The organism is Bradyrhizobium sp. NBAIM08, assembly GCF_020193935.1.
Taxonomy (GTDB): domain Bacteria; phylum Pseudomonadota; class Alphaproteobacteria; order Rhizobiales; family Xanthobacteraceae; genus Bradyrhizobium; species Bradyrhizobium yuanmingense.
Window position 1 is genome coordinate 1 of sequence record NZ_JADYVR010000004.1, and the last position, 21,554, is coordinate 21,554.

Annotated in this window: 22 protein-coding genes and 1 tRNA gene; 8 read left to right on the forward strand and 15 right to left on the reverse strand. The window is 64.9% G+C overall.

The annotated features are described in order from the left end of the window. A partial coding sequence (locus tag I6F37_RS14600; RefSeq protein WP_225151741.1) for an Hpt domain-containing protein occupies positions 1-778 on the reverse strand: 778 nt, incomplete at its 3' end. Positions 779-974: 196 nt separating this feature from the next. Next, a complete protein-coding gene (chpT, locus tag I6F37_RS14605) occupies positions 975-1,628 on the reverse strand; it encodes a histidine phosphotransferase ChpT (RefSeq protein ID WP_036009803.1) in 654 nt (217 codons plus the stop codon). 199 nt (positions 1,629-1,827) lie between these two features. Between chpT and I6F37_RS14610 the strand changes: the two genes are divergently transcribed. Next, on the forward strand, positions 1,828-2,658 hold the full coding sequence (locus tag I6F37_RS14610; RefSeq protein WP_225134794.1) for a 3'(2'),5'-bisphosphate nucleotidase CysQ: 831 nt from the start codon (positions 1,828-1,830) through the stop codon (positions 2,656-2,658). Between the two features lie 10 nt (positions 2,659-2,668). On the opposite strand, the gene I6F37_RS14615 is transcribed toward I6F37_RS14610, so the two are convergent. After that, a complete protein-coding gene (locus tag I6F37_RS14615) occupies positions 2,669-3,154 on the reverse strand; it encodes a YHS domain-containing (seleno)protein (RefSeq protein ID WP_036009801.1) in 486 nt (161 codons plus the stop codon). A gap of 139 nt (positions 3,155-3,293) precedes the next feature. Here I6F37_RS14615 and I6F37_RS14620 point away from each other — a divergent pair, with 139 nt between their 5' ends. The 4 genes from I6F37_RS14620 to I6F37_RS14635 all read left to right on the forward strand — a co-directional run bounded on the left by I6F37_RS14620 (position 3,294) and on the right by I6F37_RS14635 (position 6,209). After that, the gene (locus tag I6F37_RS14620; RefSeq protein ID WP_036009799.1) at positions 3,294-3,899 is read left to right on the forward strand and encodes a DUF1134 domain-containing protein; all 606 of its coding nucleotides are present in this window, start codon (positions 3,294-3,296) and stop codon (positions 3,897-3,899) included. Between the two features lie 120 nt (positions 3,900-4,019). Further along, positions 4,020-5,318 carry a hypothetical protein gene (locus tag I6F37_RS14625; protein ID WP_225134796.1) on the forward strand — a complete coding sequence of 433 codons (1,299 nt, stop codon included), beginning with the start codon at positions 4,020-4,022 and terminating at the stop codon, positions 5,316-5,318. 159 nt (positions 5,319-5,477) lie between these two features. Further along, positions 5,478-5,552, forward strand: a tRNA-Val gene (locus tag I6F37_RS14630). 297 nt (positions 5,553-5,849) lie between these two features. Continuing rightward, positions 5,850-6,209, forward strand: coding sequence for a hypothetical protein (locus I6F37_RS14635; RefSeq protein WP_225151743.1), 360 nt, complete (start codon positions 5,850-5,852; stop codon positions 6,207-6,209). Between the two features lie 99 nt (positions 6,210-6,308). Here I6F37_RS14635 and I6F37_RS14640 read toward each other — a convergent pair whose 3' ends face one another. The 4 genes from I6F37_RS14640 to I6F37_RS14655 all read right to left on the reverse strand — a co-directional run bounded on the left by I6F37_RS14640 (position 6,309) and on the right by I6F37_RS14655 (position 11,315). Next, positions 6,309-6,851, reverse strand: a complete 543-nt coding sequence (locus I6F37_RS14640) for a 2'-5' RNA ligase family protein (protein ID WP_225151745.1) — start codon at positions 6,849-6,851, stop codon at positions 6,309-6,311. Between the two features lie 69 nt (positions 6,852-6,920). Then, the gene (locus I6F37_RS14645) at positions 6,921-7,760 is read right to left on the reverse strand and encodes a universal stress protein (RefSeq protein ID WP_225113932.1); all 840 of its coding nucleotides are present in this window, start codon (positions 7,758-7,760) and stop codon (positions 6,921-6,923) included. Between the two features lie 118 nt (positions 7,761-7,878). Further along, positions 7,879-8,268 (reverse strand): response regulator, encoded by a 390-nt coding sequence (locus I6F37_RS14650; protein ID WP_225113931.1) that lies wholly within the window; start codon positions 8,266-8,268, stop codon positions 7,879-7,881. A gap of 14 nt (positions 8,269-8,282) precedes the next feature. Beyond that, positions 8,283-11,315, reverse strand: a complete 3,033-nt coding sequence (locus I6F37_RS14655) for a GAF domain-containing protein (RefSeq protein ID WP_225151747.1) — start codon at positions 11,313-11,315, stop codon at positions 8,283-8,285. Positions 11,316-11,602: 287 nt separating this feature from the next. Between I6F37_RS14655 and I6F37_RS14660 the strand changes: the two genes are divergently transcribed. Further along, a complete protein-coding gene (locus I6F37_RS14660; RefSeq protein ID WP_225151749.1) occupies positions 11,603-12,376 on the forward strand; it encodes an SDR family NAD(P)-dependent oxidoreductase in 774 nt (257 codons plus the stop codon). 48 nt (positions 12,377-12,424) lie between these two features. On the opposite strand, the gene I6F37_RS14665 is transcribed toward I6F37_RS14660, so the two are convergent. The 6 genes from I6F37_RS14665 to I6F37_RS14690 all read right to left on the reverse strand — a co-directional run bounded on the left by I6F37_RS14665 (position 12,425) and on the right by I6F37_RS14690 (position 17,221). After that, positions 12,425-13,099, reverse strand: coding sequence for a hypothetical protein (locus tag I6F37_RS14665; RefSeq protein WP_225126682.1), 675 nt, complete (start codon positions 13,097-13,099; stop codon positions 12,425-12,427). A gap of 182 nt (positions 13,100-13,281) precedes the next feature. Next, positions 13,282-13,764 (reverse strand): transcription elongation factor GreA, encoded by a 483-nt coding sequence (gene greA, locus I6F37_RS14670; protein WP_225151751.1) that lies wholly within the window; start codon positions 13,762-13,764, stop codon positions 13,282-13,284. A 54-nt stretch (positions 13,765-13,818) separates the two neighbouring features. After that, positions 13,819-14,322, reverse strand: coding sequence for a hypothetical protein (locus tag I6F37_RS14675; RefSeq protein ID WP_109145964.1), 504 nt, complete (start codon positions 14,320-14,322; stop codon positions 13,819-13,821). Between the two features lie 280 nt (positions 14,323-14,602). Next, positions 14,603-14,941, reverse strand: coding sequence for a hypothetical protein (locus I6F37_RS14680; RefSeq protein ID WP_128266570.1), 339 nt, complete (start codon positions 14,939-14,941; stop codon positions 14,603-14,605). A 175-nt stretch (positions 14,942-15,116) separates the two neighbouring features. Next, the gene (locus I6F37_RS14685; protein WP_036009755.1) at positions 15,117-15,635 is read right to left on the reverse strand and encodes a hypothetical protein; all 519 of its coding nucleotides are present in this window, start codon (positions 15,633-15,635) and stop codon (positions 15,117-15,119) included. Positions 15,636-15,673: 38 nt separating this feature from the next. Next, a complete protein-coding gene (locus I6F37_RS14690; protein ID WP_225148004.1) occupies positions 15,674-17,221 on the reverse strand; it encodes an acetolactate synthase large subunit in 1,548 nt (515 codons plus the stop codon). 258 nt (positions 17,222-17,479) lie between these two features. On the opposite strand from I6F37_RS14690, the gene I6F37_RS14695 reads away from it, so the two are divergent. Next, a complete protein-coding gene (locus I6F37_RS14695) occupies positions 17,480-18,055 on the forward strand; it encodes a L,D-transpeptidase (RefSeq protein ID WP_225152217.1) in 576 nt (191 codons plus the stop codon). A gap of 71 nt (positions 18,056-18,126) precedes the next feature. Next, on the forward strand, positions 18,127-18,942 hold the full coding sequence (locus I6F37_RS14700) for a DUF2927 domain-containing protein (protein ID WP_225113924.1): 816 nt from the start codon (positions 18,127-18,129) through the stop codon (positions 18,940-18,942). Positions 18,943-18,961: 19 nt separating this feature from the next. Here I6F37_RS14700 and I6F37_RS14705 read toward each other — a convergent pair whose 3' ends face one another. Together I6F37_RS14705 and I6F37_RS14710 are read right to left on the reverse strand one after the other, a co-directional pair. Beyond that, a complete protein-coding gene (locus I6F37_RS14705) occupies positions 18,962-19,990 on the reverse strand; it encodes a YcjF family protein (RefSeq protein ID WP_225151753.1) in 1,029 nt (342 codons plus the stop codon). Next, positions 19,987-21,456 carry a YcjX family protein gene (locus I6F37_RS14710; RefSeq protein WP_036028602.1) on the reverse strand — a complete coding sequence of 490 codons (1,470 nt, stop codon included), beginning with the start codon at positions 21,454-21,456 and terminating at the stop codon, positions 19,987-19,989. The genes I6F37_RS14705 and I6F37_RS14710 overlap by 4 nt, the downstream gene beginning before the upstream one ends. Between the last annotated feature and the right edge of the window lie 98 nt (positions 21,457-21,554).

Genomic DNA, 21,554 nt, shown 5'->3' on the forward strand with positions numbered 1-21,554 from the left:
GGACCAGCTCGGAGACCATGGTCATCAGGTGCTCCAGCGTATCCACGTTGACGCGGATCGACTGGTTGGCGATGCGGTCGCCCTCGCCCGCCATCTCGTCGGCCATCGACTTCTTCGGCGCGGCCTTCTCCTTGGGCTTTGCGGCTTCCTTCGCCACGGGCGCTTCAGCCGCGGGCTCGGCCTTTGCCTCAGCCTGAGCAACGGGCGCCGGCGCTTCGATCGCGGTCTCGCGGAAGGCGCGCTCGAGCTCGTCGAGCGAGACCTCGCCCGGACGCAGCGGACGCTCCAGGGTCTGATCGACCAGTGTGCCCATGGTCATCGCCTTGGCGGGCGCAGCCGCCGGGGCTTCGGGGACGAGCGGCGGCGCATCGGCAACTGAGCTACCAGCAGCCATGGCGGCCATGCCCTGCTCGACCATTGCTTCCAGCTTGTCGATGAGATCGCGGTCGTTGCCTTCCGGCTCGGCCTCGGTCGCCTCCAAGCCAGCCAAAATCTCCTTGATGCGGTCGATCGAGGACAGGATCACCGTCACCGCCTCGGCAGTCACAGGCATGCCGTCACGGAATTTGCCCATCAGGGTCTCGCCGGCATGCGCCAGCGCTTCCAGCCGCGGCAGGCCGAGGAAGCCGCAGGTGCCCTTGATGGTGTGGACCAGGCGGAAGATGTTATCCAGGATCTTGGCGTTGTTCGGCTCCTGCTCGAACTTCACCAGCTGATTGTCCACGGTGTCCAGGCTCTCGCTGGTCTCCGTCAGAAACTCCCGCAACAGATCATCCATGAAAACAGGCCTTCATACAGGAAGGGCGCGCACGAGGCGTGATGCGCCATTTCGGAATGGGGCCAGCTTCACCGCAAAGCGTTTAATATTGGTTGAGTATGTGCAAAAGAACGGCACCAACAAAGAGATAAGGCGCTCCGAACAAGCCGAAGCGCCTCGTAAAGAATCGATTAAGAGGTCGGGCGCGACGCGCCGTTTACGAAGCGGTAACGATGATGGCTTCGCCTTCCGGCTTGAGCGTCACGGTGAGCCCGCAGGCCTGCGCGAGCAGCCGCGTATAATAAGGCTGGATCGCATGCGCATCGGCAGCCGGCCCGCGCTCGCCGCTCAGGAGCTCGGAGATGTTCTGCGGCAGGCGTGCATTGTGTCCGGTCGCGGTGATGCGAAAGCTCATCACCTCGCCCTCGCCGACCGGATCGACCGTCAGCATGCCGCCGCGCGGGATCGTGTGTTGGGCGACGACCAGCATGTTGAGCAGCAGCTTGACGCGGTTCTTCGGCAGCAGCAGCCGCGGCAGATTCCAGGTGATCGAGCACTTGCCGTCCTCGATATGGCCCTTCGCCATGGTGTGGGCATCGCCGAGATCGATCTGCGCGCCGGAGGAGCCGGCCGCGCCGAAGGCAAGGCGGCAGAACTGCAGCCGGGCGGAGGCCGTCTTGGCGCTTTTGCGAATCAGGTCGAGCGCGAACTCGCGGTCCTCGGGCTTGGGATCGTCGTCGAGCACTTCGAGCCCGTTGACGATGGCGCCGACGGGGCTGATGAGATCGTGGCAGACCCGCGAGCACAGCAGCGCGGCGAGTTCGAGCATATCGGGAGCGGCAGTGGTCGCGGGCGACGAAGCGTCAGACATATAATGGGGTCCTGGAGGGTTCCTGGAATTGCACGGCGCTGGACGCCGCGAATCACGCATGCTTGACGGATGCTGCGGGTTCTAACATTCGCAACCCCGCGGCAGCTAGCTTGCGATCGGTTAGAGGCGGCCATAAGCCCCAAGCGAATCGATCGGGGCGAATCAGTGGACGAGGAACGATATTGCCGACAGATGAGGCATGCAGGTGAAACGGATCATTGACGGAGCGGCCGCTGCCGGCCTGATGGAGCCGCTGACTGCGCTGGTGGTGAAGGCGGGCGAGGCGATCCTCGCCGTCAACCGCGCGGCCATGCGGATCGACGGCAAGCAGGATGGCTCGCCGGTGACCGAGGCCGACCTTGCCGCCGACCGCATCATCGCGGACGGACTCGCGCAGCTCGCGGGCGACGTTCCGACGCTGTCGGAGGAGCGGACCCAGCTCGCCTCCCCGCCGTTCCAGGGCAGCTTCTTCCTGATCGATCCGCTCGACGGGACCAAGGAGTTCGTCGCCGGCCGCGACGAGTTCACCGTCAACCTCGCCTTGGTGACGGATGGCGTGCCGCTGCTCGGCATCGTCTCCGCACCCGCACTCGGCCTGCTCTGGCGCGGCATCGTCGGCCGCGGCGCCGAGCGCGTGAGATTCAACGGCGCGACGATTGCCGCCGCCGAGCCGATCCGCACCCGCAAGCTGCCGGCGCGCGGGGAGCCTTGGATCGCCGCCGTGAGCCGTTCGCACGGCGATGCCAGAAGCGAGGCGTTCATCGCCGACAGGCCCAATGCCGTCAGGATGACGTGCGGCTCGGCCGTGAAATTCGGCCGCATCGCGGAAGGCGGCGCCGACATCTATCCCCGTTTCGGGCCGACCTCGGAATGGGACGTCGGAGCCGGCTGCGCGGTCGTGACCGCGGCCGGCGGCAAGGTGACCGACGGCAAGGGCGGCGAGCTCCGATTTGGCCAGCGCCGCGATACCGGCTTCATCATCCCGGAATTCATCGCGTGGGGCGACCCGCAGGCGGTAGGCTGCGACTGACCAGGGCTCGTTACTGCCCGAGCTTCTCCTGCAGGGCCGGCCAGCGCTTGCCCACCTCATAGAGGAAGCGCTCGGGATCGGCGACGAAGGCGTCGCGATTGTCTTCCCGGCTGAACAAATAGAGCCGCTGCGCCACGATCGCGAAGAAATGCGGATTGGCGGGGACGGTGACGCCGCGGGCGATATCGACCGGATCGTAGCCGCCGAATTGCGGTCCGTAGATTTCGGGATGGGCCTGGAAAGAGGCGCGGTTGCCCTCGTTCCGGAAGCGCCAGACGGCCCCCCAGAGGTTCGCCTCGAACTCCGCCGTCCCCTGCACGGCCGCGCCGGCGACGAAATAAGCGACGGGGTCGAAGCCCTCGATGGCGACGCCGCTGAAGCGGTTGACGACGATCCGCTCGGTGGTGGCGGCCCCTGTCGGTCCGCCGGCACCGAGGATCCAAATGCCCGCCAGCAGGCAGAGGCGCCGGGCGATCAAGGCAATTCCGGGGCGCAAAGGGCTATCTTCCTGCCGTTGTGCCGTCATAGTTGCTGCGGATAACATCCGAGTCGAGGGGACATCCGGCGCAACCTAGGGCCATGCCTGTTGGCGTGAGGTTAAGGAAGCGACCGGATTCGGTACCAGGGGTTCTTTTATGACTTTCGCATCACGCCTTGCTGCGCTCGCGCTTGCCGCGATGATCGGCTGGATCGTGCCGGCCTCCGCCCAGCAGGCGCCGCCGCCTGACCTGCCGCCGCCGCAGCGGACCCCGACGCCCAATACCTATGGGCCGGACGAGCTCGTCACCGCCGGCCATCGCTTCTTCGGCAACGTCTCGCGCGGGCTCGCCTCGATCATCGAGAAGGCGGTCAGCCAATGGGGCCTGCCGAACGGCTACATCCTGGGTGAGGAAGGCTCCGGCGCCTTCGTCGCCGGCCTGCGCTACGGCGAGGGCACGCTCTACACCAAGAACGCCGGCGACTTGCGCGTCTATTGGCAGGGCCCCTCGCTCGGCTTCGACTGGGGCGGCGACGGCGCCCGCACCATGACGCTGGTCTACAACCTGCCGGCCACCAACGCGATCTACCAGCGCTTCGCCGGCATCGACGGCTCGGCCTACATCATCGGCGGCTTCGGCATGACGGCGCTGACCTCCAACAACATCGTGCTGGTGCCGATCCGCTCCGGGCTCGGCCTGCGCCTCGGCGCCAATATCGGCTATCTCAAATACACCCCGCGGGCGACCTGGAACCCGTTCTAGGCCCACGTCCTCCCCACTGCCCACCGATCAAGGTTAACGACAGAGCGGGGCTGGCTTTCTGCCGGCCCGCCATGGCATTGTCGTTGGTGAATTTTTCCTTAAGCTTGGGAGTTCTGGCCCATGGTCGAACCGATCATGTACCTGGCGATCGGTTTCCTGCTCTCGATGCTGTGCGGGCTTGCGATCGTGCCGCTGGTGCATAACCGCGCGGTGCGCCTGACCACGCGCCGGCTCGAGGCCGCCACCCCGCTATCGATGGCCGAGATCCAGGCCGACAAGGACCAGCTCCGCGCCGAATTCGCCATGTCCGCGCGGCGGCTCGAGATGAGCGTCGAGCAGCTCAAGAACAAGACCACGAGCCAGCTCGCCGAGCTCGGCAAGAAGAGCGACGCCATCAACCGCATGAAGATCGAGCTCGGCGAGAAGAACGCCACCATCTTCGCGCTGGAGGCGCGCGAGAAGGCGGTGAAGGAGCAGCTCCGCGCCACCGAGGAGGAATTCGCCGCCAAGACGGCGTCCTTGCGCGAAGCCGAGATCGCGTTGACGGACAAGCAGGCCGAGCTCGCCAAGATCAACTCCGAACTGTCCGACCGCTCGATGATGGCGGAGAGCCGCCAGGTCGAGCTGGTCGCAGTGCGCGCGCAGATCGAGGAATTGAAGCACCGGGTCGGCGATGCCGAGAAGGAATTTGCCGCGACGCAAGCGCGCCTCGCACAGGAGCGCACCGAATCCGAGACCGCCTCGCGCGAGCTCGGCGAGGCGCGCGGCCGCGTCGAGAATCTCAGCCAGCGCGTCACCGAGCTCGACCGCCAGCTCATCGTGCAGGTCAAGGAGGCCGAGATGCTGTCGAGCCGCGTCGCCGATCTCGAAGGACGCCTTGCCACGCAGGGCAAGCTGCTCGCCGAGCGCGACTACGAGAACAACCAGCTGCGCCAGGCCAATGAGGCCAACGAGCGCACCATCAAGGAGCTGCGCGTCGAGATCGCGGGCCTCAGCGGCGGCAAGTCGTCGGCTGCGATGGAGCAGCTGCGCGCGGAAAAGGCCGCGCTGGAGGAGCAGCTGCGCAGCGCACGCGACGAACGCGCGAAACTCCAGCGCGACATCAACGCGATCCAGCAGCAGGCCGAGAGTTCCTGGGCGACCGAGCGCATGGAGAACGCGCTTCTGCGCGAGCGCATCAACGACATCGCGGCCGAGGTGGCAAAACTCGCGATGCAGCTCGAAGGCCCGAACTCGCCGATCGAGGCGCTGCTCGCGGCCGAGGCCGGCCAGCCGCCGAAGCCGGCGCCGCGCCCGGCCAACGACGCCGCGACGGGCGGCGCTCCAGCGCCCCGCCTGCCCGAAGGCGGTGGAACGCTGGCCGAGCGCATCCGCGCGCTCCAGGCCCACGCCTCCCGCGCCCGCCAGCAGGGCGCGTAACCGGCCAAAATCCGGCTTCCCCTGCGGAAGGCGCGACCTGACGAAGGTTTTCCGCCCCGGCGACGGCTTGAAAACTTGACACCTTGGGCCGGCACTTCTAAATCGCGGGCTCCGATGTGCCGGCCGGCCTAAGGTTGCGGCCGCCTGCATGATGGTCCCGGGCGCATAGCTCAGCGGGAGAGCGTTCCCTTCACACGGGAGAGGTCCAAGGTTCGATCCCTTGTGCGCCCACCACGCTTCGCCAAAAGGCTTCGCGTGGCGCAGCCACCCCCAATGGCAGCGAAGCGTGTCCGGCGTAGCTCGAAGAGCGTAGCCGGACTGCGGGTCTTGCTTCCGCTCTGTCAAAAACTCGAAAACAACCCCATGCACAGTAGCCGACCTCAGTCGGATCAAAGGTTTACGACTTTTCCGAATTTTCCTTGCTCCGTCGGGCAAAACAGGGGCATGATGGCATCATCGGGAGGGGCGCACGCTTGATGAGCATGCTGCGCCTGAGGGCCCGCACGGCATCGCCGGCTTAGAGATTCAGGGATGAGCTGGATGACGCTCCCTCGCCCTCCTTCGAAACTCTGGATACGAATCGCGATCGCGGTGCTTGCTGTGGCCGGCATCGGAATCGCGGCCATGGTTGGTCTCATCTGGTTCGCACTCGAAGGATTTGCCAGCTGCCGCAACGTGGTCCTGAGCTCGACGCGGTCGCCCGACGGCACCAAGGCCGTGTTCGTCTTCAGGCAGGAATGCAACGCAACGGTTCCGGATTCCACATATGCGAGCATCGCACCGATGGACCGGACCTTTTCACCTGATCGCAACCTCGCATTCCTCGGCTTCGCCGGTCACGCGAGATACTACCCAGCTGGCGCGGGAGCAACGTCGTCGAAATTGCGATGATGCCAGGGGTCGAGGGAGGCTTCATCCGGCACGATGAGAAGGTCGGCTCGATCCGGATTGATTACAAATGATCTGCGGGCTCGACGAATGATCACCACTTCATGGAGCCCGAACCGGCAATCTCTGCTCCGCAACCACGCGCACTGGCGGAAAAGAAACGCAATCCACGACGTCGAACAGCACGCTGATGCTGCCGCTGAATGACTGCGCGAAAGCGATCGCGTCATCGCGCTTTGCGTCGGCGATTTGTGTGCCGAGCGTGCAATGAGGTCGCCAGTTTTCCGGCCGATAATGCAGCCGAGACAAGGCTGGATCGATTGCAGCGCTGATGGAAGCGTGCCACCGGACGAGCGTTTCATCGAACTCCGGCTCCGCCCAGAGCACGAGCGGCGGACCTGCGAACCAACAAATTCGCCTGAACGCGACCTGCAATGGCCCTTCGCCTCCAACTGCGCGGAGCATGGTCTCCCACGCGGTCTTCGCGGTAATCTCGGGCGCATCATAAATGGCGAATGTGAAATGCGGCCGATAGCCGAGCCCCCTCATCGAAGGCTGGCTCTCAAACGCGGCAACTTCATCCCACAAGGCTTCGATGCGCTCTGCGGAGGAATGGTCGGACCGAAAGTTGATAGCCAAAGCCATGCGCCGGTCGCTCTGTAAAGCAATGGATTTTTGCCTCACCAATGGCGACAAAACCAGGCCTTTTGTGCGCTAGTGAGCCATAAGGACAGAGATATCCGCGTGCTCCATGATATAGCTGGTCGCTCCACCGAATATCATCTGCCGTAGCCGCGTGCGGGTGAAGGCTCCTTTGATCAATAGATCGCAACCGTGTGCCCTGGCGGCATCGAGGACCGCCTCACCAGTTTCGCGCCCGTCCAGCTCAACGCTGATCAAGCTGGCCGCAATGCCATTGTATTGGAGTTGCCGAGCGATCTGACCGGCAGACGGTCCTGGCACCGCTTGGCCGCCGACAACGGTTAGGATCGATACCCTTTCGGCCAGACGAAGCAACGGCATGGCAAATGCGTTTGCCCGAGCTTGCTCGGTACTCCCGTTCCAGTGGATCATAATGTTCGTTGCGACGCTTCTTGGTGCATTCGACGGCGCCAGTAGAACGGGCCTGCCGCTCTCAAACAGCGCGGACTCAATCGCGCGGCGGTGAGGGCCCACCGCATCAATGTCAGACCGCGCCATCACGATCAGATCGAAAGCGCGCCCATAACTTCCGACAAAGTCTTCGCCCTCAGGCGCGGTCTCCAGCCAGCCGAAGCAAGGCGGGTTCGACCCTGCGGTGGCGCGGGGAACATCATGCTTCAGCATGAATGCTTCGAAAAAGTTGCGCATGTCGTTCAGTTCGGCTTCGCTCTTCACTTGGTACGTGTCCAGGAGAATGCCGGTGGCCAATTCGGCGGCCGCATATTGAGGGATGCCGAACCGGAGTGGAAAGCCTTCGATATAGGCGCCGGAGCGACGCGCTAGGCCTACGGCCACAGCGAGCGTGGCTGTCATCATCGGAATATTCTGAAGCGGGACCAGGAGCGTCTTCATTTCGAATCTCCGATTTTCTGACGAAGATTGACGGTGGATTCATGCTCTCAATTGGGGCGGCGTCTGCAACAGCTTCACTTTGCGAGCCGCTCTGGTTTGCCACCGGCAACGGTTGCAATCATGCGGCCTGCTCAAGCCTCGCATCGATCTCCTGGCGCAGCGCGGCGAAGTCGATTGGCTTGGTCAACAGGTCGGCGGCGCCCCTCTCCAGCGCCTTGCGCTTGGTCTCGGCATCACCGTAGGCCGTGATCATGATAACCGGTACATCGGGGCGGGCCGAGCGCACGATAGGCAGCATCTCCAGTCCGCTCATTCCGGGCATGTTGATGTCGGACAGGATCAGAATCAGGGTGGCATCCGCAATCTCGGCCGCGCGCTGCAATGCCAGCGGCGCCGAGGATACAAACTCCATCAGAAAACGACCGGCGCGCAGATCGCGCCGAAACTGCTGGCGGAACAGCGCCTCGACATCGGGCTCGTCGTCGACCACCATGATATAGACGCTCAATTTCTGCCTCCGCTCTACAATGGTGCCGCCCGCGTACGCGGCAGCGTAATAATGAACTCGGTATATTCGCCCGGCTCGGTATCGACCTCGATGCTGCCGCCGTGCTGCTTCACGATGATGTCGTGGCAGATCGAAAGCCCAAGGCCAGTTCCTTCGCCGGCCGGCTTGGTCGTGAAGAATGGATTGAATATCTTCTCTCTGACGTCGGCCGGGATGCCGGTGCCATTGTCGCGAATGCGAATTTCGACGGCGCCGCCGAGGTCTGTGGTCGTCGCACGCAGCCTTGGCTCGAAGCCGTCACCGACGACCTCCTTTTGTTTGCTGGCCGCGTAGAAACCGTTTGAAACCAGATTGAGGAACACCCGCGTGATTTCCTGCGGATACAGCTCGAGGGCTCCCGCAGACGGATCGAGTTTTCTTTCAAGTGTGATATTGAAGCCGGCTCTTTCAGCGCGGGCTCCGTGATAGGCCAGGTTGAGACTTTCTTCGAGGATGGCGTTGATCTCCGCCGCGCGGCGCTCGCCGGACCCCTCGCGGGAGTGCAGAAGCATATTCTTGACAATGGAATCGGCGCGCGTTCCGTGCTGCACGATCTTTTCCAGATTACCTTGCAGCATGTGGATCAGCGCGTCGATGTCCTGCCTTTCCACCTCGCCGAGGCCGGCTGAGCGCAGCGCGTCGCCGAGCTCGTCGGTCAGTTCGGAGGACAGCGCAGCAAAATTGTTGACGAAATTGAGCGGGTTCTTGATCTCGTGCGCAATGCCGGCGGTGAGTTGCCCGAGCGAGGCAAGCTTCTCGGTCTGGACCAGCCGATCCTGCGTATTTCGCAATTCCTCGAGCGATTGCGACAATTCCATGGTGCGCTCGCGCAGTTCATTCAGCAGGCGTGCATTCTCGATCGCGATCACGCCCTGGTGTGCGAAGTTGGACACGAGCTCGATCTGCTTGTCTGTGAAGGGTTTCACTTCCTGGCGGAAGATCGTGATCGTGCCAATCAGCTCATCTTCCTTGAGCATGGGAACGATGACGAGGGTCCTTGCGCCGGCAAGGTCAGCGAGCGCGCGAACATTGGGGTTGCCTTCGATATAGGGCGGCTGCGTCCTGATGTCGTCGATATGAACGGTCTGATGACTCTTCTCGACGGTGCCGAGCCCGCTCGCGGGATGTGGGCGAATGTTCTGGTAGAGCCGGGTATCGACATAAGCTTGCGGCGCGTTGTGCAATGCGACCGTGCGAAAGCCGCCCTCCTCGTACAGATTCATGGCGCCAAAGCCGGCGCCGCAAATTCGCGTCGCATTCTCCAGCATCTTGTGGAAGACCGGAGCGAGCGCGCCCGATGAAGCGCTTATGATCTCCAGCACCTCCGACGTTGCCGTCTGCCGCGCCAGCGATTCATTCAATTGCTCGAACAGACGCACATTGCCAATGGCGATCACCGCCTGGTCGGCAAAGGTGGCGACGAGTTCGATCTGCTTTTCGGTGAAGGGCTGCACGCGCTTGCGGGCGACCACGATCGCGCCGATCGGCTCATTTTCGCGCAGAAGGGGAACACCGAGCGCCGTGCGCTGACCAGCGATCGTGATCGACGCCTCCAGGCCGTATTCGGGATCGGCAGCGACGTCGAGGATTTGCACCGGACGGCGTTCGAGGACGGCTCGACCCGTGACCGTGCCCCGGCCGGGCGCGATCGGATGAGCCCGCAGAAAGGCAATGTAGTCCTCGGAAAACCCGACCGCTGCTCCGGCCTGATATTCATCGCCCTCGCGGCGCATGATGAAGGCCATCTCCGCCTCGCACAGCCGTGCCGCCGAATCGACCAGCGTGTCGAGCACGGTTTGCAGGTCGAAGGTCGAGCGGCTGATCACCTTCAGCACGTCGGCGGTCGCAGTTTGCTGCTGGAGCGATTCGGCGAGATCGCGCGTCTTCGCCTGGACCTCATCGAACAGCCGCACATTCTCAATCGCGATCACGGCCTGATCAGCGAAAGTGGAGACCAGGTCGATCTGCTTGTCCGTGAACGAGTTCGCGGTCTTGCGGCCCAGGAATAGCACGCCGATCACTTCTCCGGACCGCAGCAGGGGTACGCCCAGAAGGGTGCGGTAACCGCCGGCCCTCTGTTGCTCGGGATAGGCATAGTCGGGATCGACCAGGACATCCGGAATCTGAACAGCCTTGCCGCACAGCAGGACGCGCCCAACGAGGCTACCGCGTCCAGCATTGAGCCGAACGCCCGCCGAGACCTTGGCCCACTCCGGCGAGAAATTGTACCGAGTTGCGTGATAGAAGGAGCCATCGGCGTCCTGCCGGAGGATTGCCGCCATGTCGGCCCCACACAGCGACGCCGCCGATTCCGTCAGCGTGTCGAGAACCGTTTGCAAATCGAACGCGGAGCGACTGATGACTTTCAACACATCGGCGGTCGCGGTCTGCTGCTGCAGCGATTCCCGCAAGTCGTCGGTACGCGCCTGCACCTCGTCGAACAGCCGCACGTTCTCTATGGCGATGACGGCCTGGTCGGCGAAGGTCTGCAGAAGCTGCACGTGATGCGGAGCGAAGGCCCCCGGCTCTGCCCGCGTGACGCTGATCATGCCGATCACCACGCCGCCAGTCGCGAGCGGAACGAACAACATGCTGCGAAAGCCGCGGGCGCGCGCGATGAATTTGATCTCGTTCGTCAACGCTTCCGTATCGGGGGTCGGCACCACCTTGCCCGCCTGTGTCCTCGCAAAACTCTCGAAATCGGTGATCGGACGCGGAAACATCTTCTTCAAAGCTTCATCGGCGGCAGAATTCGTCGGCGTGAACGCCGCCAAGTGGGCATTGCCGTCGATGAAGCGGAATACGGTCGTCGAAAAGCCGCCGAGCAAGGCATTTGCGCGCCTCGCGATTGCATCGAATACCGGCTTCACCTCCGATGGCGAGCTGGCAATGATCTTGAGAATGTCCGCGGTGGCGGTCTCGCGATCTTGTGCGGCGCGCAACTCGGCCAGGAGCCGCGCGTTCTCCTGCTGCAATTCCGCCACAACGCCCTGAGGAAGCGCGGCCATGATGAAAATCCGTGTCGGCAGCCGGTTCGCGGCCGACGTCAAAATTTAATCAAGAAAGCGCCGGGAATTATTTCACCATCAGGTGCTTCCGACCAGACATACCGTGAGTTGATTTTCGATCGACTACGCGTCAATTCGTCCTCGATCGACCGAAGCGGCAAGTTTCACACAATGCCGCTGGAGGCCGATTTACCTCGGGTCCGCCTGGTGCTGGCGCCAGGGGGGATCGCGGGACCCACGTGCCGCGAGCGCCGTAGATTGCGTCCCGAAACACCTAGGAGAGCCCCATGGCGACCATATTCATCACCGGCAGCACCGATGGCCTCGGCCGGGCGGCGGCCCAATCGCTGCTCGATCAGGAGCACCGCGTGGTGCTGCACGCGCGTTCAGCCGATCGTGCCGCGGCTCTCGGCGGCCTCACTTCGCGTGCGAAGGGATTGGTGATCGGCGATCTCAGGAGCGCGGCGGAGACGCGGAGCATCGCCGACCAGGTCAACGCGATCGGGCGCATGGATGCGGTCATTCACAACGCCGGCGTCTACACGCGGCCGAGCCGCGGCGCGACGCCGGAAGGCCATGCCGAGACGCTGGCCATCAACACGCTTGCGCCGTTCATGCTGACGGCTCTGATCGCGCGGCCCGCTCGATTGATTTATCTCAGCAGCGGATTGCACCGCGGCGGAGAGGGCTCGCTCGACGACCTCGATTGGACCAAGCGGGCCTGGAACGCCGCCACGGCCTATGCCGAGAGCAAGCTGCACGTCGTCGCGCTCGCCTACGCGCTGGCGCGGCGGTGGCCCAACGTCCCCTGCAACGCCGTTGATCCCGGTTGGGTGCGCACGAAGATGGGAGGCGCGGGCGCCCCGGTCGATATCGACACCGGGCAACGGACCCAGACCTGGCTGGCAGTCAGCGAGGATCCCGCGGCCCTCGTGAGCGGGCGCTACTGGCATCACCTCGAGCAGCAAGCGCCGGCCCGTGAGGCGACCGATCCGAGGTTTCAGGACCGGCTCATCGGCAAATTGACCGAGCTGACGGGCGTCGAGCTGCCGGAGGAGTGACGCACAACGATTCGTTGTCATTGCAGACTCGCAATGACGAAGCAGGCTTCAGGCGGCCTTCGGCCGCCAGGCCGTGTAGAGACCGATCAGTGTCCCCATGGCGACCAGCGCGGCTGCCAGCAGCACCTGCAATTCGCCGTTGTCGGTGGGGCCGATGGACGACACCAGCCGGGATACGATGACGAACAGAATGCCGACTGCGGCCGCGGCACCCACGCAGAGATAAGCGAGCTCGCGCGTCAGGCTGCGGCCGAGCAGTCCGAGGGCCGTGAAATACATCGAACAGGCGTTGGGATGAACGAACAAGGCAATGCGCGCATAGCGGCCATAGGCGTCGAACAGGGACTCGCATCGGCGCAAGGCCGCCTTCGAGGCCACCCGCTGCAGAAACGGCCTGAAGAAACGCGCTTGTCCATAGCTGAGAACGGCGCCCAGGATGATGGCGAGCCACGCCGCGAGGAAGACGGAGCCATCCACGGCCTTCGGACTGAGCGCCACGGACATCAGGATGAGGGCGGTGCCGGGAAAATAGCCGAAATACGGGAAGACCGCTTCCACCAGCACGCAGGCGAACATGAAGGCTGGAAACCATGCCGACCCGGCCGCGCCATGGACGATGGCGTTCAGGTCGAACAGGCTCGTCCTGTAGAGAACGAGGTACATGCACATGGCGAGGCCCGCCAGCGCATAGAACGGCAAGGCTCCAGACAAAAACCGTCTCATCCAATCATCAACTTCGTTTGGCGGAGACGACGGCCTCGCGCTGTTCCGGATCTGCTTTAGGCGAATGGGATTGAGGCTGTCGATGGCGCTCTTTGCCACGCAACCGCACCTGGGTTGGCGCACGCTGTGGTTTTGGGCATGATCTTTCCGGAAAACCGCTACGCACTTTTCCGGATCATGCCCTACGCAATCGACAGAATCTCGATCTCCTGCGCCCCTGAGCCGACGACGTCGCCGACCGCCTTGCCCATCAGCGACCTCGCGACGGGCGCGACGAACGAGATCGAGCCGGCCTTGGGATCGGCTTCGTCCTCGCCGACGATGCGGTAGGTCTGGACGCGGCCGTCAGCGCGGCTGAAGCTCACGGTGCTGCCGAACGCAACGATTTCGGTCGCGACAGGATCGGGCATCACCTGCGCCGTACGCAAGCGTTCCGTGAGATAGCGGAGATCGCGCAGGGGCACGGCGGACTGCCGTCGCTTCTCGTTGACGTCCTCGATGGCTTGCGCGGCTTCATAGGCCGCCCGCGCTTCGGCGAGCTGCGCCTGCAATGCGTTGAAGCCTGCTTCCGTCACGAGGTTCGGATGCGGCGAGATCTGGCGGTCCGGCAACAGCGTCTCGGACGCGGTTTCGGCGCTCTCTTCCTTGGTGAAGGCGACGCTCAATTGAAGATCCTGTCGACTGTTTCGCTTGCGACGCCATGGCGCCGACGACCGAGATTATATCTCAAGTTCGACGAAACGGCGGAGCTTGAAGACGAGGTCCGGCACGGCCTGGCGGAACCGGGTTGCGTTCTGGAAACTGGTGGAGAACGGCGCGAAAGTGAGCATCGCGTTCCAGTGCCGGTAACCATAGACCGTGACCGAGACGCCGGAACTCGGGAAGTTGTCCAGCTTGCGCAGCTCGCCGAGCACGAGATCGGCGATCGCCTCCGCCGGCAGCAGCCGCTTGCCGTCCCGCGTGGTTGCGATTTGCGCGGGCGGCTCGGCCGGCTCGGCGGCCGCCGCTGCGGCATCGGGCGCGCTCTCGGCTTCGGCCGCATCGGACCTGAACTCGGGCTTGGACTCGGACCTGGACGTCGCGGCCGGCTCCACGGGATCCGCCGGCACGATCGGCGGGACCTCGGCGAGCGGAGGCGGTGCAACAGGGTCTGCGCGCTTGTTGCCTCCCAGGATGCTGCTGATCATGGCCACAAGGCCGGCATCCTTCACCTCATCGCTCATCATTCCCCCCGGGCTTCGGCCTACTCTAGCACCGCTCGCGCAGACCGCCACCGGCGATGTGGCAGGGCCATCGCACATGGGAGCTCTTCCCTTGCGGCCATCCTTCGAGACGCCCGCTTTGGCGGGCTCCTCAGGATGAGGTCGGAGTGCGCGGCAGCAGCTTCAACGAGCGCTGGTGCCGCAGAGCCTCATCCTGCGAGGAGGCGCGTAAGCGCCGTCTCGAAGGACGAGGCGTGCGCGCCGGCCGCGCCACAAGTCATAGGCGATAGCGTGCGATCCGTTACTGCTTAGCGAACGGAATGTATTGGTGGTACCGCTTGGGCACCGAGCTGCGGTAGCGCGCCGGCACGGTGCCGGTGTCGACCGAATGATCGATCTCCTGCTGGCGGGTCATCTTCTTCTTCGCCGGCTTCTTCGACGCGCTCTTCTTGCCGTCAGTGGGCTGGCTGGACGTGTCGGTGGTCGCGCTTGGCGCTGTGGTCGTCGCAGCCGGCGCAGTGCTTGTCGCGGCAGGCGCAGCGGTTCCGCCCGCGGCCGGCGCGCCCTGCGCCAGCGCGAGCGGCGATTGCATCATGAGCATCAGCGCTGCCGTCGCAGCCAGCAAATATGATTTCTGCATTAGAACCTCCAAAGTACCTGATCCGAATGAGCCAGCGTAGGCCTCCGGCATCGACGCGTGCAAGTCCGCCCACGATAGGCCCGATCGCACGCCGGAACTGTGGTGGGGGTCACACTCCCGGCATGGTCTGCCTCACGACATCGCAGCGTGCGCAGGTGCGCAATGGCGCGCTCGGCTATGCGCGAGCTGCGCGGCCGGTCTCCTCCAGTCGCGAGGCGAACCAGCGTGACAGCGGCTCGTCGACGGCACCGCTGACATAGACCTCCGACATCGTCACATGTTGCCTGTCCAGCACCAGCAGCAGGCCGATCCAATAGGGAAACCAGACATGGACGTCGGTCAGCGCCCGCAGCTTGTGCTGGTCGTGATCGAGCGGCGTGTGGTTGCTCGCCTTGCGGATCTCCACGGCGAGCAGATTGTTCGGGATCTCGCGCTGATGCACGACGACATCGGGGTAGATCGACTTGCCGAGATGGTCGTCGGTCGAGATGATGGTGCCGTGCGGCAGATGCAGCGTGCGCTCGCCGAGCCGGTCGTAGTTGCAGTCGACCGACCAGCCCGAGAACTGCTTCTCCAAATGCACGGCGAAACGGTGCGTGACCGCCCGCTCGCCGACGTCCTTCTCGAACAGGAAGCCCTCGTGGGCGTAGAAGTCCCTGACAGCCGCGATCACCTTATTCAGCTCGGTCTGCATCGTGCCTCCGGGCTCACGGCGCTCTGTCTGCTGCAGCCCTACATCTGAACTTCGATCAGGCGCGGGCCGGGCTCGGCGACGGCCTCTGCCAGTGCCTTGTTGAACTCGTCGGCGTTGGTGACGGCGCGGCCGGGCACGCCCATGCCCTTGGCCAGCGCCACGAAGTCCAGGGTCGGGCGGTCGAGGCGGAGCATGTCGTTGGCGCGCTGGCCGGGCTCGCCGGCGCCGACATTGTCGAACTCGCCGCGCAGGATCTGGTAGATGCGGTTGGCGAACACGATGGTGACGATGTCGAGGTTCTCGCGTGCCTGGGTCCACAGCGACTGGATCGTGTACATCGCGCTGCCGTCGCCGACCATGGTGATCACCTTGCGGTCCGGGCAGGCGATCGCGGCACCGATCGACAGCGGCGTCGAGAAGCCGATCGAGCCGCCCATGTTCTGCAGCCAGTCGTGCGGGGCAGCCGCCGCCGTCGGCGGGAAGAAGCCGCGGCCGGTGGTGAGGGATTCGTCGACCATGATCGCGTTCTCGGGGATCGCACAGGCAATGGCCTGCGCGATCGAGGCGAAGGTGAGCGCGCCGGTCGGCTTGACCAGCTCAGCCAGAGCCTGCGGCTTGACGTCCCTGGCGCTGGCCTTCACGGCGCCGGCGAGTGCCTCGAGCGCGGCGACCGAATTCTCGCCCCAGGAGGTCATGCGATGCACCTCGCAGCCCTGCGGCTTGAGCATGCTCGGCTTGTTCGGATAGGCGAAGAACGCCACGGGGTCGTCGGACTCGACCAGCACGATGTGACGGAATTTCGCCAGCATCGGCAGGGCTTGATCGATGACGTAGTGGATGCGGTCGATCGAGAAACGGCCACGGCCGCGCGCCATCTTCGGACGGAAGGTCGGGCCCATCACCGTGCAGCCGGTCTTGCCGGCGATGCGCTCGGCCAGCGCCAGACCCTGCGCGCTCAGCGCGCTGCCGGTCATCAGGAGCAGCGTGCCTTCGCCGTCGCCATGCAGGATCTTTGCGGCCTGCTCGACCGCCTGCGGCGAATAGCCGGCGCGCTGCTGCTCGGCCGGAACCTCGGCGATGCCGTCGGCCTCGTTCCAGGCGGTGTCGGCGGGCAGGATCAGGGTCGCGATCTGCGGCGGCGCACTTTTCGCGGCGGCAATGGCGGCGGCGCCGTCCGCGGCGACCGATTTGGCATCCGGCGAGGTGCGGACCCAGGACGACATCGGCCGGGCCAGGCCCTCGATGTCGGAGGTCAGCGGCGCGTTGTAGCCGATGTGGTAGACGGCGTGCTGGCCGACGATGTTGACGATGCCGGAATTGGCCTTCTTGGCATTGTGCAGATTGGCAAGGCCGTTGGCGAGGCCGGGGCCGAGATGCAGCAGGGTCGAGGCCGGCGTGCCCTTCATGCGGAAATAGCCGTCGGCCGCGCCCGTCACCACGCCTTCGAACAGGCCGAGCACGCAGCGCATGCCGGGGACTCGGTCGAGCGCCGCGACGAAATGCATCTCGGAGGTGCCGGGGTTGGTGAAGCAGACGTCCACCCCGCCCTTGACCATCGTCCGCACCAGGCTTTCCGCACCGTTCATTCTGTCTGCTCCCGCAACCGGCCAGTGATCCGTTCGGTCAATCATTGTTCGCGCGGCGCGTCAAAGCAATAGCGGGCATTGCGGCCCTGCCCCGCGTGACGACGCACGGATTTGGCTAACGTTTTCCAGCAAATTGGCGCAGTTGCGATTTGGTAACGTCAGTCGTTAACGATGCGGCCCTCACAGGCCCGTGGCTTGCGAAACGTGCGCAAATATGGCCTCTGGGTCCGGTTGAATCGATTTTTTCTGGGGGAGATGATGATCCGGTTTTTTGCCGCACCGATGGCCGCAATGGCGCTGCTGCTGGCTGGCGCAGCTGACGCATCCGCGCAAGGGATGTTCGATTTCACGGGCACCAGTTCCACGGGCTTTCTCGGCAGCGGTGCGAGCCCGATCCCCCGGACCACTGTCATGTATAACGGCACCTACGCCCCCGGCACCGTCGTGGTGAACACCGCCGAGCGGCGGCTCTATTTGGTGCTCGGGAACGGGCAGGCACTGCGCTACGGCATCGGCGTCGGCCGCGACGGCTTCCGCTGGGCCGGGGTGCACAGGATCACCGCCAAGAGGGAATGGCCGGACTGGACGCCGCCGGCGCAGATGCTGGCGCGCCGGCCGGACCTGCCGCGCCACATGAAGGGCGGCATCGACAACCCGCTCGGCGCCCGCGCCATGTATCTGGGCTCGACGCTGTACCGCATCCACGGCTCCAACGAGCCTGAGACGATCGGTCAGGCCGTTTCCTCGGGCTGCTTCCGCATGACCAACGACGACGTCACCGACCTCTATAGCCGCGTCTCGATCGGCACCCCGGTGGTGGTGCTGAACAACTGACCAGGAACCCGCGCGGCGCGTGAATTTGCGCTCTTGTGCACGCGGGGCGAATGCGGCAGCGTCACAGCACGATGAGCGCATTCGTCCCGCCCTCGCCCGGCTTTCGCTTCGCCCTGCTGGCCCTCGCGACGCTCGCCTGCGCGCCTGACATCGCACCCATGGCTGCCGCCGCCGAGCTGCCCGCGGTGTCCTCGCGCCAGCGCGCCGAGAAGAAGAGCTTCACCGACGGCGAGATCATTGAAGGCTTCCTGAAGACGGCATTCGGCGCCGAATACCATCTTGCCGGCCGCGTCGACCGCATCCGCAAGTTCGACGGGCCGGTACGCGTCTACGCCGAGAGCGACCGCGAGGATCGCAAGACGCAGCTCGCCAAGGTCGTGGCTGACATCGGCAAGCGCGTGCAGCATCTCGACATCGCCATGATCGACACCAACGAGGCGGCGAATGTGCGCGTGAAGCTGGTGCGCGACCGCGATCTCTTCCGCACCATCTCGAGCTTCTACGGCGCCGAGAAGGCGCGCGAGATCCGCTCCTCGCTCGATCCGCAATGCCTGTCCGGCTTCCGCAAGAACGACAATTTCGAGATCGAGCATTCCGACGTCATCCTCACCGTCGACAACGGCGATTTCACCTTCCTCGATTGCGCCTATGAGGAGCTGCTGCAATCGCTCGGGCCGATCAACGACACCACGAGCGTGCCCTGGACCATGTTCAACGACAACGTCTCGATGGGCTATTTCGACGTCTACGACCAGTACATCCTCAACCTGCTGTACGATCCCCGCATCAAGGCGGGCATGACCGTGGCGGAGGTCAAGACCGTGCTTCCCGCCGTCCTCAAGGACGTGCGCGCCTGGGTGAAGCGGGCGAATAATCTGAAGGAGTGAGGCGGTCCAAGGGAGCGATCTACTCGTCGGCGTCCTTCTTCCGCAGCAGATCCGTCGCCAGATCCGACAGCTTCGGCGGCGGCAGAGCCGCGAACGGCAGCGGCCGCGTCACGTCGATCGCGGCCAATCCCAGCCGCGCCGTCAGCAGCCCGTTCAGCACGCCTTCACCCAAGCGCTGCGACAGCTTCGCCGCAATGCCGTGGCCGAGCATCTGCTGCACCAGGCTGTCGCTCGCGGCCATGCCGCCGGTGATGGCGAGATGGGCGATGACGTGGCGAAGCAGGCGGATCATGCCGAGCGCGCCGGGGCGGCCGCCATAGAGATAAGCGAGCTGGCGGATCAGGCGCAGTGCCGCCACGAACACGAACAGCACGTCGATGGCGGCGCGCGGGCTCACCGCCGTCACGATTGAGACCTTTTGCGCCGCTGACGACACCAGCCGCCGCGCCTCGGCGTCCAGCGGCGACATCAGCTCGCGCTCGGCGAGGCGGATCATGTCGGCGCCGTCGATGATCTCGCCGGCATGGCTCTCCAGCGTCGCGCGGGCGCGCGCCAGCTGCGGGTTCTGGTGCGCGATCTTGAGCAGGTCCTGGACGATGACCCGGCTCTCCTTGCGATCGTCGCTGGCCAGCACGGAAGCTGCGCGCTGGTGCAGCTTCTCGATGGTCGCAAGACGCGCGAGGCCGAACGCCTCGCGTCCGATCACCACCGCGAGCGCCAGCGCGGTGACGGCGGCGAAGGCAAGCCCGACGAAACCGAGCGTCTCGTTGCGCGCGAACAGATCCTCGATCAGATGGACCACGCCGAGCCCGGTGCCGAGCAGCGTCAATCCGGCGAGCCCCGACCAGAACAGAGTGCCCCAGGGAAAGCCGCGCCGCGCCGGGACTGCGGCTTGCACCGGCACCGGCAGCATCGCCGGGTCGGGCTCCGGCGTGATCTGGATGGTGGCGCGACCGAGACGGCCGGTCTCGTCGGCCTCGGCGACGACGACGCCGGGATCGTCGAGCCGGAACGTCGCCGGCCGCCGTGGCTTGGATCGCTCGGTCATGACAGCTTGTCTCCGATCAGGAACTGCAAGGCACGGTCGAGGCGGATGTGTGGCAGCGTCGGCTCGTCGGCACCCTCGCGCTCGAGCTTCGGCGGGCGGAAGCGCAGGAAGCGGAAATCGCTGTTCCCGGCCGCCTCCGACGCGAGCCCGCGGAACGCATCCGTCCCATTGAACAGCGGTTCGGGATCGAGCGGAAGATCGCCCGGAAAGGTCGCAACCTCGGTGTTGCCGTCGAAGAACTCGCCGCCGGCGCTTTCGCCTGCGGCGGGTGTTCCCAGGATCGACGGCAGCTTGTCACGGCCATGCGCCACCTGCGCTTCGCGCGTGGCGCGCACGGCGGCGAGCGCGACGACGTCGATCGCCGCGCCGGTGTTTTCCGCGCGCGCGACCGCGCGCGAGACGGCGCGGCGCAGCACCGCCTCGAGCCGGTCGTGACTGGAATGATGCAGATGATCCGCCTTGGTCGCGGCGAACAGGATGCGGTCGATGCGCGGCCGGAACAGGCTGGAGAGGATCGTGCTGCGGCCGGTGTTGAAGCAGTCGAGAATGCCGGCGAGCGCGGCTTCGAGATCGCGCAGCGCCTCGGGGCCGGAGTTGAACGCGGCGAGCGCATCAGCCAGCACAATCTGACGGTCGAGCCGCGCGAAATGATCGCGGAAGAACGGCCGCACCACGACGTCCTTGTAAGCTTCGAAGCGCCGCACCATCATCGCCCACAGCGATCCCTCACCCGCCTGCCCGCCCGCAGGCACGTCCAGCGGCGCAAAGGTCAGCGCCGGCGTATCGGCGAGATTGCCGGGCATCAGGAAGCGACCGGGCGGCAACAGGCTCATCGCAAACCGCTCGTCGCGGCAGGCGCGCAGATAATCGGTGAAGAGCTTTGCGGCCGTCAGCGTCGCCTGCTCGTCCTCGCGCGCTTCGGGCTTGAGCGTCGCGAGATGACTGTGCCACTCGGCCGCGAGATGCGCACGCGGCGCCTCGCGCGACAGCGCCAGGCTCTCCGCCGACCATTGCTCGTAGCTCTTGTGGAGCAGCGGCAGGTCCAGCAGCCATTCGCCGGGATAGTCGACGATGTCGAGCGTCAGCGTGCGGTCGGCGCCGTTCGGGCGCTGGTAGTCGATCACGAGCCTGAGCTCGCTGATGTCCATGGTCGAGCTCGGCCAGCGCCGTTCCTCGATCAGCGCGCGCAGATGGCTCTCATATGCAAAGCGCGGCACGGCATCGTCCGGCTGCGGCGCCAGGTGCGCCCGCGCGATCCGGCCCGAGGCGTAGGCCTCGAACACCGGAAACCTGCCGCCACGCGTCAGTCCATGGATCAGCGCGGTGATGAATACGGTCTTACCGGCGCGCGACAGACCGGTGACACCAAGCCGCACCGTCGGGTTGAAGAAGTGCTCGCCATAGTCGATCAGCGCCCGCGCCGACAGCCGCGCTTCCTCGACCATATCCTGGAAACTGAATGCCATATGAACGTGAGGGGATCTCGGGCGAGGGATACGCAAAACGGATTAGTCACAAAAGTGGCAATTGCCTGAAGAAATTCAAGCTTTCATACTTCCACCGC